Source organism: Longimicrobiales bacterium (genome assembly GCA_028823235.1).
Classification (GTDB): Bacteria; Gemmatimonadota; Gemmatimonadetes; order Longimicrobiales; family Gaopeijiaceae; genus UBA2589.
The window spans coordinates 25,967-39,853 of sequence record JAPKBW010000013.1 but is presented as its reverse complement, the minus strand read 5'-3'; the positions used below and the strand labels follow the sequence as shown (position 1 = coordinate 39,853).

Here is a 13,887-nt window from a genome sequence, read left to right as displayed (position 1 = left end):
GATCAGAGCCAGTCCCCGACAGTGCCGGAACGTGTCGGCACACCGCTTCGCGGGCCGAGCGCTCTGGAATTTTAAGCGCAGCGCCTGACCGCCATGCGGGACCGACTGCCGAGATGTCGCGCCAACTGGCGCACGTTGGCGCTGGGGCTCCGAGGGTCCGGCCTTGAGCGCTCCGGTCCGGAGCAGTGGCACCTTTTGCGGCGCCCTGATCGCGAGTCCAGGGCTCGGTGATCGAGCCGACCCAGCTCCTTGATGCAGCCCCGCCTCCCTCCCGCGCGTACCCAAGTGTCCAGGTGTCGATGACTCTGAAGTGCTCAGGATGAGCGTTCGGGGCCAAGCGAACGCGATCTGCCGTAGCAGAGCTGGCCACGTCTGAGGCGACGCGCTCCACGAGATCACTTAGGGGAAGAGTCGGGTGTGGATGTCCGCGCAGGACCGTGTCCGCGGCGCTCGCAATTGCGTTCATGGGTTATTCGGTGGATGGTTCCCGCGGGCTGTCGCCCTCGGATCGGTTGTGGGGCTAGAAAAATCCGATGCAACTTAGGGCGGCTCCATGTCATGGAGGGACGGATAGATTTCCACCTCCGTACTGCCTACCGTGCGATGAATCGGCCTTGGCATAGCCAGGTTCGGTACCCTGCCGTCCGACTCTGAGGATATTCCCGGTGACCGACTCCTGTCTTTTCTGCAGCATCGTTGCCCGTGACATCCCTGCGGACATCGTCTATGAGACGGACGCGGTCATCGCGTTCCGGGACATCGGGCCGCAGGCGCCGGTTCACATACTCGTGATCCCGAAGCGACACATACCGTCGCTGGCCCAAGCAGCCGTCGAGGACGCTGAGCTGATGGGGGAGGTGCTGCTGGCTGTGCGCGAGGTGGCGGAAAGGGAAGGGCTCGCAGAGGTAGGTTTTCGTACTGTCCTGAATACCGGTGATGACGGGGGACAGACGGTCCACCACCTGCACGCGCACGTTCTTGGTGGACGTGGGCTGGGTTGGCCTCCGGGATGAAATATTAAGCCCAGGCTGACTGCCCCTGCCGATCGTGTTCGCGTTGATTGGTGCTCCTTTCGACGATAGCTTCACTCCCCCGAACGAGAACCGAAGCTCTGAGGTGATCCCGCCGTGGCCAGCGAACTCAAGACACGTCTCCAGAACGATCTCAACGCCGCCCGCAAAGACCGGGATAAGCTTCGCACACTCGTGATCTCGACCGCGATTTCCGAGGTCCGGAACGTGGAAATCAATACCAAGGAAGAGATCGACGACGACGGTGTGATGCAGGTCGTGTCGCGTGGAATCAAGCAACGAAAAGACGCTTCTGAACAGATGCGAGAAGCGGACCGTGGCGAGCTGGCAGACAATGAAGACGCTCAGGCGGCGGTGCTTGCCGAATACCTTCCTGAGGGCATGACGGAGGATGCCGTGCGCGCTGTGGTCCGCGAGTTGATCGACTCCGGTGTCGATCAGATGGGCGCACTGATGGGGCAGGTGATGCCGCGAATTCGGGGTCGCTTCGACGGGAAGGCTGCCAACCGGATCGTGCGTGAGGAGCTGGCGGGGTGATCGTCTCGCGATGAGCGGGCACGCGCTCGAAGTTCTGGAGTTCGAGCGTGTCCTCGAGCATGTGGCCCGCCGTGCGTCGAGCGACGTCGGCCGCGCGCGCGTGTTGGCGCTCCGCCCACGTGACAACGCAGAGTCGATCGTCCGTGAACTGAGCCGCGTGGCAGCTGCGATGCGTTTCCTTGACGCGACATCTTCGTGGGGACCGGGGGCGATTCCAGACGTTCGGAATGAGCTCGCGCAACTCGTTGTCGACGGCGCGGTTCTGGACCCGATCGGGATCTTTCGGATTGGAGTGCTGCTTTCGTCCACGCGACTCCTTCTCAAGGAGATGTCGGCGCACCCCGGCGGCTACCCTGAGCTCGCGACGACCACCGATCGTCTCTTTGAGCGGCGTGAGCTGGAGAAGGCGATCGAGCGATGCGTCGATGTCGATGGCACCGTGTTGAGCACGGCTTCCCCTGAGCTGAAGAAGATTCGGGATCAGTTGAGGGGTGCACACGCTCGCATCGTGCGCAGCCTCGAGAAGTACATGGCGAATCTGCCGGACCGTTTCCTCGTGCCGGACGCGTCGGTCACGATCCGTGAGGGTCGGTATGTCGTTCCGGTGCGCCGCGAGGGGAAGGGTGAAGTCGGAGGGATCATTCATGATGAGTCCCAAACAGGAGCCACTCTCTTCGTCGAACCTCCAATGGCGCAGGAGGCGATGAATCAGCTCCGGGACCTCGAGCGTGCCGAGAACCGGGAGGTTCGTCGCGTGCTTGGTCAAATGACCGAACGGCTTTCGCCAGACCGCGACGAGATCATGGGCGCATTTGAGGCGCTGTCAGACTTTGACAGCCTCTATGCACGCGCTCGAACAGCCAACGCCTGGGGAGGGACGCCCCCGCGAGTGATTTCAGGCGACCCTTCTGGGATCGAACTCTATGAGGCTCGCCACCCTCTTCTGATCGAAGCCGGGGAGGGTCCGGTCGTGCCCTATGATCTGGTGATCGAAGGAGACGAGCGATGCCTCGTCATTTCTGGACCCAACACCGGAGGGAAGAGCGTATTTTTAAAGGCCACCGGCCTCATTTCTGCGCTCGCACAAAGCGGGATCGTTCCGCCTGTAGGTGATGGGACAAAGCTCCCGGTCTTTGGTTCTTTTTTTGCGGATATCGGAGATGGGCAGTCGATCTCCCAAAGCCTGTCGACCTTTTCTGCACACCTCGCAAATCTTTCTGCGCTCGTCGGCGAAGCAGACGCGCGGTCCCTGGTGCTCATCGACGAGATGGGCACGGGCACGGACCCGTCCGAAGGGGCTGCGCTCTCACGAGCTGTACTCGAAGAGCTCGTCTTTCGAGGCGCGACGACACTCGCCTCATCCCACCTCGGCGAGCTGAAGCAGCTGGATGCTCCGGGCAGTGGCATCGTGAATGCGTCACTCCAGTTCGATACCGACCGGATGGAGCCCACGTACCGACTCATTAAGGGGCGTCCGGGCAGGAGCTTCGGTCTGGCGATCGCCAGACGTCTCGGATTCCCCGGACAGGTACTCGACCGAGCTGACACATATCGCGACGAGGGTGCCGCCAGTATGGAGGACGTCCTTGCACGCCTCGACCAGCAGGAAAATGAGGTCGAGCGTCTTCTAGCCGAGCTCGCGATCGAGCGCATACAGACCGAACGTCAGAAATCGGACGTTGAGAGCCGGGAACTGACCGTCAAGAAAGCCGAACGCAGCGCCGAGGACCGAGCGCGTGCCGACGCGCGTCGTCTCCTCATGGACGCACGGAACGAGGTCGAGTCTGCGATCGCGGATTTGAAGAGAGCGGTCGACGCTGGTGCATCATTGGATGAGGCTTCGAAAGAGGCACGGAGGCGTGTTGAAAAGGCCGCCGGTCGTCAGAAAGTCGATCGCGCGAAGCTGACGAGGTCCAAGAAAGGACGGCATTCGGGTGCAGCTCCGACCACTGGCGAGTCCGTTCGTGTGAGAGCGAGCGGCGCCCGCGGAAAGGTCGTCAGCGTACGCGGCGATCGTGTCCAGCTTGTGGTCGGGGGGCTCCGACTGGAGGTGCCAGCGGCGGACCTCGAACCGATTGATTTGCCGGGGCCAGCGAAACGGGGAGGCGGGTGGTCGGGTCCGCCGACGAAACAGGCACGCATCGAAGTGGATATGCGGGGCATGCGCGTGGATGAGCTGGGGCTCGCCCTGGATCGAGCCCTCGACGACGCCGTGTTCGAGGACCTCGAGCAACTTCGGATTATTCACGGGAAGGGGACGGGGGCTCTCCGACAGCGCGTTAGCGAAGTCCTCTCCAACGATGCGCGCGTCCGGGATTTCCGTATGGGTGGCCCGACCGAGGGTGGGGCTGGCGTAACGGTGGCGGTTTTCCGTGGCTGACGGCCTGATTCCGCAGAGCATCATCGACGAGGTGCGGGAGAGAGCCGACCTCGTCGACATCGTTGGCGACTCGGTATCGCTGAAGAAGGCCGGCCGAGAGTTCAAGGCGTGTTGCCCGTTCCATGATGAGAAGACGGCCAGTTTTTACGTCGTACCGGACAAGGGCTTCTACAAGTGCTTTGGCTGTGGCAAGTCGGGCAGTGTCTTCGATTTCGTTATGGAGCACCTGGGCATGGACTTCGTCGAGGCTGTGGAGCACGTAGCAGGGCGTGTCGGAGTCGAGGTGCGCCGCGAGCACCGAGTGCGGCCCGAGGATGACCCTGACCGCCCGTACTACGAGATCGCTGCCTTCGCCCAGTCGTGGTTCCGCGAGCAGCTCCTCGCAGAGGATGTGGGGGCTACGGCGAGGAGTTATCTCGAGAACCGAGGGGTCGACGCGGCGACCGCTGAACGGTTTGGGATCGGTTATGCGCCTGACGAGTGGCGTGCCTTTCGGGAGGCCGCCCTGGTACATGGCTTCGACGAAGAGGTGATGCTGGTATCCGGGTTGCTCAAGAAGAGTGAGAAGAGCAAGGAGCCCTACGACGGATTCCGCGGACGGGTCATGTTCCCGATCGAGTCCCTGGGTGGAAAGGTCATCGGTTTTGGGGGCCGGATCCTGGAAGGAGACGCGCCGAAGTACATCAACTCGCCAGAGACCCCCATCTACGAGAAAGGTAAGAATCTCTACGGGCTTTCTTGGGCGAAGAATACGATTCGTCTCGAGAAGTGCGCTCTCGTAGTCGAGGGGTATATGGATGCCGTCTCCCTTGCGGCCGCGGGCTTCGAAAATGTCGTTGCCCAGCTCGGCACGGCCCTGACGGAGGCCCAGGCGGTCAGGCTGACGCGTTACACGACTCGCGTTGTTCTCCTCTTCGATTCTGACAAGGCGGGTCTCAAGGCGACGTTCAAGAACGGCGACATCTTGCTCGAGGCCGGTCTGCGCCCTGCGGTGGTCAGTCTTCCAGAAGGAGAGGACCCCGACACCTACGTACGCTCCAACGGTTCGGTTGCGATGGCCCAGATGATTGGAGACGCCATCGATGTCCTCGATCGGAAGATCCAGATCCTGCAGGCGGGCAACTATTTCGCTTCGATCGAACGCAAGCGAATGGCGGTCGACAAGCTTCTCCCCACGCTCCGTGCCGCCACAGACCCGTCGCTGCGGGATATGTATGTGGCGCGAGCTGCCGAGATGACCGGGGTACGGAGAGAAACTCTAGAGGCGGAGATGGAGCGGGAGCGACTGAATCACGGCCGACAAGGCACGCGAGCCGAGCATGGCAATCGAGGCATGTCGAGGCCTGCGCCAAGCGCCCCACCGAGCCTGAGGCCGGCGATAAGGAACATGGGCGCCGAGCCACAGCTACTGAAGGTGATGGTACGTGGCGTCGAGTGGGTGGAGCGAGCCGCCGAAGTCATATCGCCGGAGGACTTTGAAGATTCATACCACAGAGCCATCTTTGAGGTGCTTCTCGAAGACCCCGAGGTGCGCGCTCCACCAGTGGCCATGGATTTCGTGGCTGCCCAGAGGTTCGAGGAGATTCTCGCGGACCAGGAAGAGCTCTCGCACGGGATCAATGTCTTCACCGAGTCAGTGAATCGAATTCGTGTGCTGGCCCTCGACCGCCGTGTCCAGGACCTTCAGCGACAGATTGAGGCTGCGGCGGGTGAAGAGGAGAAGCTGGAGTTGATGTCGAACAAGACGAAGCTCGCCGCGGAACTGAGGACGTTGGACCCCAATTACTGGGCATCGGCGATGCGCCGAGACCCGGTCAATCGAAACCCGAACGAATCGAGCAGATGACGCAGCAGCGCCGCACCGCACTCAAGGAACTCCAGAAACTGGACATCCGGATTCAGGGGGCCCGCCAGGCGATCCGCGAGTTCGATCCACTTTTCGAAGCGGCGGAGGAGCCGGCACTGCTCCTCGAGAGCGAACTCAACACCGCTCGGAAACGAGCGACTGAGATGAAGCTCGAAGAAGCCCGTTTGGAGCTTTCAAGCGTGGACAAGGGCGAACGCCTTCGTCAGCTCGAGGAGCGTCTCAATGGGGTGCGGAATCTCCGCGAGGAGGCTGCGGTGAGTGCAGAACTCGAGATGATGCGGCGCTCTCTCGAGAGTGACGAAGGAGAGGCGCTCAACCTGATTGACTCGGTTCGGAAGGGTGAAGATCGAGTAACTGAACTCGAAGCTGCTCTGGCTGAGGCCAGGGGCATCTGGGAGCCGCGTAAGGCCGAGTTGCTCGCTGAGCGTGAGACAGCGAAAGCCGATCGCGTGTCCATGCAGAGTGAGCGCGATGTGTTTACGGATGGCATGGATCCGCGGGAACTCAAGATCTACGATGCGATCCGAGGTGACGGACGCCGTGCGGCGGTCGCTGAGCTCACCCAGGACGGTGCGTGCGCCCACTGCTTTGGGATCGTGCCGCTACAGCATCAGAATGACATTCGGCACAGCGAAACTCTCATTCGGTGTGAGGCCTGCGGCGTGATTCTGGCGGCACCGGATCCGGTTGAAGAAGGTGCGGAAGAGGAGATGACTGAGGACGCCGGCCCGGCCGATTCTGAAGGAACAGGAGAGGCCGCTGCGGAGTCCGACGAGACATCGGCCGTCGGTGCCGACGAGGACAAAGAAGCGGAGTGACCCAGGCCGGGCGTTCGGGGAGCGAGCATTCGCGTCTTCACGCCCCGTCGCCGCGATGGATGGAGCCCGAAGCGCCCGCCGCGTCTGCGGTGGCCCTGCTTGAGAAGGAACTAAGGCTTCCAGGGGCCGTGTGTACGGTGCTCGCCGCCCGGGGGTATGTTGATCCTGAGCAGGCGAAGCGACACCTTCGCCCCAAGTGGGAGCACCTGGGCGATCCAGCTGAGCTCGCCGATGGCGTTCGAGCGGCCAGCAGAATCGCCCAAGCGGTTCGGGATGGAGAACGCATCTTTGTTCACGGCGACTATGACGTCGATGGTATTTGTGCGACGGCGCTCCTCACCCGCTGGCTCAGAAGCATCGGCGGGGATGTCGTGCCGTTCGTGCCGCACAGGGTTCGGGACGGCTACGATTTTTCTGCATCAGGCCTTGCCGCCGCGATTGCGGCGGATGCCCGACTGATCGTCACCGCCGATTGCGGCACCGTCGCCCATGAAACTGTGGCGAGCGCGAATGAAGCTGGCCTCGAGGTGATCGTTACTGACCATCACATGGTGAGCGAGGCGCTTCCGGACGCGTACGCTGTGGTGAACCCCCAGCGGTCGGATTGTCCGTATCCTGAGAAGGGACTGTGTGGCACGGGATTGGCGTTTCGGGTCGCGGAACTGGTTGCAGTCCAGCTCGGTGTCGATGCGGAGTCGTTGTTCGGGCTTCTCGATCTCGTAGCCCTCGCAACCGTAGCGGACCTCGTGCCGTTGGACGGTGAGAATCGAGTGCTGGTGCACTTCGGTTTGAAGACGTTTCGCAAGACGCAAGTGACCGGTATTCGCGCCTTGGCGAAGGTCGCGAAGGTCGAGATCGACCAGATCAATGCAGGACATCTCGGCTTTCAGTTAGCGCCACGGATCAATGCCGCGGGTCGCATCGGCGATTCTGCCGATGCATTGGAGATGCTTCTCGTCGAGGATGAGAAGGAAGCCACGCGGATGGCCCGGCAGCTCGATGAAACGAATCGAGAAAGACGCGAAGAAGATCAGCGGATGTTTGAAGAGGCTCTGCTGGACCTCGAGTCTTGGTATGACCCGGCCGTCCACAGAGGCGTCGTCGTGGCGGGAACTGGCTGGCATCCGGGTGTCATCGGCATCGTGGCTTCCCGTGTAGTCGAGCGAGTCTATCGCCCGGTGGTCGTGGTGGCCCTTGGCGACGAATTCGCACGTGGCAGCGCGCGCTCGATCTCCGGTTTTCATCTGTACGAGGCTCTGTCCGATTGTTCGGAACACCTCGAACGGTTTGGTGGCCACAAGCAGGCAGCCGGCATGGACCTTCTCCCCGAGGCACTACCAGCGTTCAGGGATGCGTTCAATCAGGCGGCGTCAGCCCGGCTGGGTGATGAGAATCCACGCCCCGTGCTGCGGCCCGACATCGAGATCGACTTCGCTCAAATCAATGTTCAGCTGATCCATTGGCTCGGCTACCTCGGTCCCCATGGTATGGGGAATCCTGGACCGCTGTTCGTAGCCAAGCACATCTATGTCACCGGCGCCCACACGGTAGGCAAGAACCACCTGAAGGCCACGCTACGAAAGGGCGAGGGCATGCTGGAGGCGATCGGATTCGGTCTCTCCGATCGACACGCGCCCGAGTCCATAGGAGACGGTGCCTACGACGTGATTTTTCGTCTTGAGAAGAACGAGTGGCGGGGGCGGGTCACCGCCCAAGCGAAACTGGCCGACCTCAGACTCTCGGCTTCCGCGTGAATAGGAAGCATTGTTGCCCACGGCAGCTATGCTCTTCGGGGAGGACTTGTTGAGAATCATTGCGGGCCAATGGAAGGGGCATAGCCTCCGACCGCTCAAGGGGCGCGATGTTCGGCCCACGACCGATCGCGTGCGCGAGGCGTGGATGTCCGCCCTGGGGCCACGACTGCATGACGCCTCCGTGCTGGATCTGTTCTCCGGCTCCGGTGCGCTGGGCCTCGAGGCACTGAGTCGAGGAGCCCGCTCGGTCACGTGTGTCGAGCAGGCCCGAAAGTCGCTCGATGTGATTCGGGCCAACGTGGATCAACTCAGAGCTCGCGACGAGTGTGTGGTTGTAGGAGATGATGTCTTTCGCTTCCTCTCTCGGCTGACCGTACCAGCGGACCTGGCCCTCGCTGATCCACCCTATTCTACAGGGGCCGCCTCTCGACTGGTTGAACTGTTTCGCGAGCAGCCGTTTGCCAAGGAACTCTGGTTGGAGCATCCTTTTCGCGAAGAGTTGCCCCTGCCACCCGGCGTGAAGACCCGTCGCTACGGGGATACTGCCATCACGACCCTCCTGCGCGACCCATGAGCCGACCCAACCCGATCATCGCCCTTTACCCGGGCTCTTTCGACCCAATCACACGCGGGCACGAAGACATCGTGCGACGTGGCCTCCGGGTCGCTGACGAAGTCATCGTGGCTGTCGCTCACACGAGCACAGAATCGAAGCGTGGCCTCTTTTCGGTCGACGAACGAGTGGCCCTCATCTCGGAGGTGTTTCGGGAGGAACCGCGAATTCGAGCGATTCCGTTCTCCGGATTGACCGTCGATTTCGCCGAGGCACAGGGCGCACATCTCGTCATTCGTGGTCTGAGAGCGGTGTCTGATTTCGAGTACGAGCTCCAGATGGCGCAGATGAACCAGGAGCTCCGATCCGAACTGGAGACGCTGTTTCTGGTGCCCGAGGTTCATCATTCGTTTATCTCGTCCTCACTCGTACGAGAAGTCGCAGCTCTTGGCGGGGACGTGTCGAGTTTCGTCTCCTCGTCTGTATTGGCTGAGCTGGAGCAGAAATTCGCCGGATGACCGCGGGTGCCGGCGTACCTGCCTCCGCCGACTTCCGGACGTCGCTCCGCTCGCGTGCGGCTGCGCGAGTGCGCCACATCGTCTTCCCGGAGTCCGATGACCCGAGAGTACAGCGCGCCGTTGCTGAACTCTCCCGCGAGCGACTCGTCGTTCCGGTTCTAATGGGCGACGCACAGACGCTGAACGAAGGACTTTCCGTCGCCGGTGCCGACCTGTCGGCCGTAAAAATCATGGACTCGGACGCCAATGATTTGCGTGCGAGCACGCTGGCACATGTGCAGTGTCGGAGGGCAGGGCGGGGCGACAGCGAATCTGCGCTGAATACGATGGCCGAGGACCCGTTGATGCAGGCGGCTTCGCTTGTTGCCACAGGTGTCGTCGACGGAGCCGTCGCAGGCTGCGTGCGGCCCACGGCGGAGGTCGTTCGGGCGGGACTCGTTTGCGTAGGTCTGGCCGAGGGGATCAGCACGCTCAGCTCCGCCTTCTACATGGTGTTCGGCCACGAACACCATGCGGGGCCATCTGTCCTGACCTTCACCGACGCCGGCGTCGTGCCCGACCCCGATGCAGCACGCTTGAGCGATATCGCGGTCTCGGCCGCCTCGGCGCGCTCGAAGATCGTCGGTGACGAGCCTCGAGTTGCCTTCCTGTCCTATTCGACGCACGGATCAGCTGAAGGGGACTCGGTCGCCAAGGTTAGGGAGGCCCTCACGCTGTTCCTCCAGCGTATGCCCGAAGTGATGGCAGATGGTGAACTGCAGGGCGACGCAGCGCTCTCGGCTGCTGTATCTGAGCGAAAGGCGCCGAATTCGCCGCTGAGGGGACGGGCGAACGTGCTCGTCTTTCCAGACCTTGGTGCCGCGAATATCGCCTACAAGCTCGTCCAGTACCTCGGAGGCGCTGAGGCACTAGGTCCGATTCTGCAGGGACTGGCTCGCCCGTTCAATGATCTTTCGCGTGGCGCTGCCGCCGCAGACATCGTGCAGGTCGCCTGTATCACTGCGTTGATGTGCGAATAGCAAATGTATGCGGACGACTTCCTTGCCTGTTCATTTGTTTCCTTTTTATTATTACCGATGCTGATCGGGAGATGGGGCGTGCCCTCTCTGGCTTGCGCCTCCCCTTACCACACGCGAGGAGCGACAAATCCATGAGCTTTCAGGTGTCGAAGAGCAGCGAGGTCACGCTCATCGAGGTCGAGGGCCAACTCATTGTCGGTAACCGTCAGTTGCTCAAGCAGCGGGTGCTTGAGCAACTAGAAGGTGGTGACATGAAGTTTGTCATCGATTTTTCCAACACCGATTACATCGACTCGTCGGGTCTTGGAGTTCTGGTCAGCCTTTCGAAGAAGATTCGGGAACAGGGCGGAGAGCTCCGCCTTTCGAGTCTCAACGAGGATCTGCGGATGCTTTTTGAGCTCACGAAGCTCGATACGCTATTCCGGATCACGGACAACAAGGAAGAGGCACTCGAGGGATTTTGAGGTCAATTCGGGCCGTGACAGGCGGCATGGATAAGGACCTCGTACTTGAGCTTCCGACCGACGTTCAGTCGATCGAGGGCGCGGTTGATTTCGTCATGGGCCGCTGTTCCGGTTGTCTGGAGCAGGGGCGTAAGCTGAATCTAAACTTCCGGGTCGGGCTCACGGAGGCGTTGTCGAACGCGATGCTTTATGGCAACATCAAAGATCCTTCGCAGAGCGTGACACTGGAAGTGACGATCGAGTCGGGTCGCCTCAAGGCTACAGTGCGTGACCAGGGAGCGGGCTTCGACCCTGCGTCGATACCTGACCCGACACGGCCGGAAAATGTGAGTCGACCTTGCGGCCGTGGCCTGTTCCTCATGCGGCAGCTACTGGATGAAGTCTGGCACAACGACCGCGGTAACGAGGTGACGCTGGTTCTTCGGCTCGACTCGGGCAGCGCCCTCGAAGGCGGCGCCCAGGCTTGAGTACTCCGGACCGGCTCGTCCTTGGGGCGTTGCCGGAACCGGTCCTTTCGATGCTTCAGCACTTCGAAGAAGCGTTTGGAGCCACACTACGCATCATTGTCCCCGCCGGGGAGATGGGCGCAGCTGACGAGGTCCTGTACCAATCGGCGGGTGCCGAGCACGGCGAGGCTCCACCGACGTCCTCCACGATCGTGCCTCACCTTGGAGCCGAACTTGAGCTTCAAGTTCTGGCGGCCACGGGAGGTGCTACAGAGGCAGTGTCCGCAGCTCTGACCCCTGCACTGGTGCAGGGCTTCGCGCATACTCGCGAGGTCGACTTCTTCACCACCGAGCTTTCGGAGCGATTCGAAGAGATCAATCTCCTCTACTCGATCAGCGAAACGCTCGGGTCCACGCTCGATATGGATACCGGGGCCGCCATGATTTTGGGCGAAGTCCGGGACGTCATGGGTGCCAAGCGGGGTTCGCTCTGGGTGCACGAGTCTGCCGACGATGAACTCCACCTCGCGGCAGAGGTCGGTGATGATGGGCGGTCTGGCCCGTTGTCGCCCGATGATCCTGATACCATCACCTCGATGGTCTTTCGAGAGGGCCGCTCCATTATCGCCTCCCGTCAGCCGAACTCGAAGAAACGCGCCGCTAGAGCCGGGGGGGATTCATTCCTCTCTGTTCCCATTCGCTATTCGCCGGGGACCGGGAGGTCAAGGACGGTCGGAGTCATCAACCTCATCGGGCGGCTCGACGGAGGGAAGTTCAGCCCTGCGAATCAAAAACTACTGGCGGCGATCGCGTCTCAGATTGGTGCTGCGATCGAGAATCACCGGCTCGTTCAGGAGAGTCTATCTTCGGCTCGCATGGCAAAAGAGATGGAGCTGGCGCATGATCTTCAGATGAAGCTGCTGCCGGTCGCTGAGCGTTTCGAGGCGGCTGATGCAGCCGGTCGGGTTCAGCCCACGGAACAGGTCGGGGGCGATTTCTACCAGCTTTTCGAGCTGCCGGGCGGGCGAGTCGGCGTGATGCTTGGTGACGTGTCTCTCCACGGGTTCCCGTCGGCACTGATCATGACGCTGACCATGAGCGCCGCGGGCATCTACGCTCGGGAAGCAGAGTCGCCCGCCCAGGTTCTGCGGAAACTCGATGATGCTCTGGCGGAGGAGCTCGCAAACACCGAAATGTTTCTCACCGTGTTCTATGGCGTGATCGATCCAGCCGCAGGGGTCCTCACATACGCAAACGCCGGCCACCCTCATGCGTTCGCAATCCGAAAGGATGGGACGCCGGAGCGACTCACCGCGACCGATCCGCCGCTCGGGTTTGCAGGGCCGGATTCCTATGGGGAAGAGAGCGTTGTCTGGAGCGAACAGGAGGACCTCCTGTTTCTGTTTACCGACGGCCTGTCCGATACCCTTCCAACGCGAGGCCTCAAGAATGGCGAGTCGCAGGTTCTCGACGCTGTGATCGAGTACCGCTTCCGCAGTCCACCGGAGATTATCGAGTCGCTCTTCGAACTGTCGCCCGATGCACATCTATCGACACTCGGCGACGACCGCACGGCCCTCGTCGTCCGAGGCCGACGGCCGAGCTGATACGCGTGTGAGCCAGCAGCCGTCCTACGCACGAGCGAAGAAGTCGCTGGGCCAGAATTTTCTGGTCGATCCGAACCTGCAACGGAAGATTGTGCGCGCGCTCGAAGTTGGGCCAGGCGATGAGGTACTCGAGATCGGCCCGGGGCAGGGTGCGCTGACCTCTCACCTGGTCGAAAAGGCAGGCCGGGTCGTAGCCGTAGAACTCGACGATGATCTTGCCAGCATTCTTGTGTCTCGCTACGTGGACGAGCCGTCAGTTGAGATTGTCCACGGCGATGTCCTCAAGGTCCCGCTGGACGAGCACCTGCATCGGCCCGACGAGACTTTGGTGATTGGCAACATCCCCTACAACATCACGACCCCGATCATCTTTCGCCTTCTCCAGCGGCCGCGACCACGTCGCATCGTCCTGATGATCCAAGGGGAGGTCGCGGACCGGATTGTGGCGCCTGTTGGTTCCAAGGCGTACGGCGCGCTTTCCGTCGGTATTCGAAGTGTGGCGAAGGTCGAGAAGCTGTTTCGAGTTCGTCGCGGCGCGTTCCGGCCTGTACCGGGCGTCGACTCGGCCATCATCCGGATCACTCCATTCTTACCCGCTCCTCTTGAAGCTGCAGAGGAGGAGGCCCTTCGTCGACTTGTGCGAGCCGCCTTCCAGTGGCGGCGCAAGCAGCTGGGTAAGATTCTTCGCGATCACCCCGACCTTGAGGTTGCCGAGCCTCGCCTGGAGTCCGCGGTTGATCAGGCCGGGATAGAGATCATGGATCGGCCCGAGCGGCTCGCTCCAGAAGACTTCATCCGGCTGTCTTTCGCTCTGGCCCTCACGAAGCGCCTGTAGCGATCAGGCGCTCGTTGCCGTGGCCTCTCCCCGCTCCTACATTCGTGAAGAATTTCAC

13 protein-coding genes are annotated in these 13,887 nt (G+C 61.6%); all 13 read left to right on the top strand.

Features of this window, described 5'->3' with window-relative positions:
* The first annotated feature begins 665 nt into the window (after window positions 1-665).
* Window positions 666-1,013, top strand: a complete 348-nt coding sequence (locus OSA81_09090) for a histidine triad nucleotide-binding protein (GenBank protein MDE0899158.1) — start codon at window positions 666-668, stop codon at window positions 1,011-1,013.
* Window positions 1,014-1,127: 114 nt separating this feature from the next.
* Entirely contained in the window at window positions 1,128-1,568 is a 441-nt protein-coding gene (locus OSA81_09085; GenBank protein ID MDE0899157.1) for a GatB/YqeY domain-containing protein, read from the top strand.
* Entirely contained in the window at window positions 1,549-3,948 is a 2,400-nt protein-coding gene (locus OSA81_09080; protein ID MDE0899156.1) for an endonuclease MutS2, read from the top strand. Before OSA81_09085 ends, OSA81_09080 begins: the two co-directional genes overlap by 20 nt.
* Complete coding sequence (dnaG, locus tag OSA81_09075) at window positions 3,941-5,794, top strand: DNA primase (protein MDE0899155.1); 1,854 nt, start codon at window positions 3,941-3,943, stop codon at window positions 5,792-5,794. The genes OSA81_09080 and dnaG overlap by 8 nt, the downstream gene beginning before the upstream one ends.
* The gene (locus tag OSA81_09070; GenBank protein ID MDE0899154.1) at window positions 5,791-6,633 is read left to right on the top strand and encodes a hypothetical protein; all 843 of its coding nucleotides are present in this window, start codon (window positions 5,791-5,793) and stop codon (window positions 6,631-6,633) included. Before dnaG ends, OSA81_09070 begins: the two co-directional genes overlap by 4 nt.
* Window positions 6,630-8,387 carry a single-stranded-DNA-specific exonuclease RecJ gene (gene recJ / locus OSA81_09065; GenBank protein MDE0899153.1) on the top strand — a complete coding sequence of 586 codons (1,758 nt, stop codon included), beginning with the start codon at window positions 6,630-6,632 and terminating at the stop codon, window positions 8,385-8,387. Before OSA81_09070 ends, recJ begins: the two co-directional genes overlap by 4 nt.
* A 49-nt stretch (window positions 8,388-8,436) precedes the next feature.
* Window positions 8,437-8,961 carry a 16S rRNA (guanine(966)-N(2))-methyltransferase RsmD gene (gene rsmD, locus OSA81_09060; GenBank protein ID MDE0899152.1) on the top strand — a complete coding sequence of 175 codons (525 nt, stop codon included), beginning with the start codon at window positions 8,437-8,439 and terminating at the stop codon, window positions 8,959-8,961.
* Entirely contained in the window at window positions 8,958-9,458 is a 501-nt protein-coding gene (coaD, locus tag OSA81_09055) for a pantetheine-phosphate adenylyltransferase (GenBank protein MDE0899151.1), read from the top strand. Before rsmD ends, coaD begins: the two co-directional genes overlap by 4 nt.
* Window positions 9,455-10,477 (top strand): phosphate acyltransferase, encoded by a 1,023-nt coding sequence (locus OSA81_09050; GenBank protein ID MDE0899150.1) that lies wholly within the window; start codon window positions 9,455-9,457, stop codon window positions 10,475-10,477. Before coaD ends, OSA81_09050 begins: the two co-directional genes overlap by 4 nt.
* Window positions 10,478-10,608: 131 nt before the next feature.
* Window positions 10,609-10,941, top strand: a complete 333-nt coding sequence (locus OSA81_09045; protein MDE0899149.1) for an STAS domain-containing protein — start codon at window positions 10,609-10,611, stop codon at window positions 10,939-10,941.
* 26 nt (window positions 10,942-10,967) lie between these two features.
* The gene (locus OSA81_09040) at window positions 10,968-11,408 is read left to right on the top strand and encodes an ATP-binding protein (GenBank protein MDE0899148.1); all 441 of its coding nucleotides are present in this window, start codon (window positions 10,968-10,970) and stop codon (window positions 11,406-11,408) included.
* A gap of 50 nt (window positions 11,409-11,458) precedes the next feature.
* Window positions 11,459-12,994 (top strand): SpoIIE family protein phosphatase, encoded by a 1,536-nt coding sequence (locus tag OSA81_09035; GenBank protein MDE0899147.1) that lies wholly within the window; start codon window positions 11,459-11,461, stop codon window positions 12,992-12,994.
* Window positions 12,995-13,001: 7 nt separating this feature from the next.
* Window positions 13,002-13,829 (top strand): 16S rRNA (adenine(1518)-N(6)/adenine(1519)-N(6))-dimethyltransferase RsmA, encoded by an 828-nt coding sequence (gene rsmA, locus OSA81_09030; GenBank protein ID MDE0899146.1) that lies wholly within the window; start codon window positions 13,002-13,004, stop codon window positions 13,827-13,829.
* Window positions 13,830-13,887: the final 58 nt, after the last annotated feature.

Excerpts from the sequence above, each read along its gene's own strand:
- OSA81_09070 (MDE0899154.1), top strand. The coding sequence starts at position 5,791 with ATGACGCAGCAGCGCCGCACCGCACTCAAGGAACTCCAGAAACTGGAC.
- OSA81_09045 (MDE0899149.1), top strand. The coding sequence starts at position 10,609 with ATGAGCTTTCAGGTGTCGAAGAGCAGCGAGGTCACGCTCATCGAGGTC.
- OSA81_09040 (MDE0899148.1), top strand. The coding sequence starts at position 10,968 with ATGGATAAGGACCTCGTACTTGAGCTTCCGACCGACGTTCAGTCGATC.
- coaD (MDE0899151.1), top strand. The coding sequence starts at position 8,958 with ATGAGCCGACCCAACCCGATCATCGCCCTTTACCCGGGCTCTTTCGAC.
- OSA81_09050 (MDE0899150.1), top strand. The coding sequence starts at position 9,455 with ATGACCGCGGGTGCCGGCGTACCTGCCTCCGCCGACTTCCGGACGTCG.
- OSA81_09035 (MDE0899147.1), top strand. The coding sequence starts at position 11,459 with ATGCTTCAGCACTTCGAAGAAGCGTTTGGAGCCACACTACGCATCATT.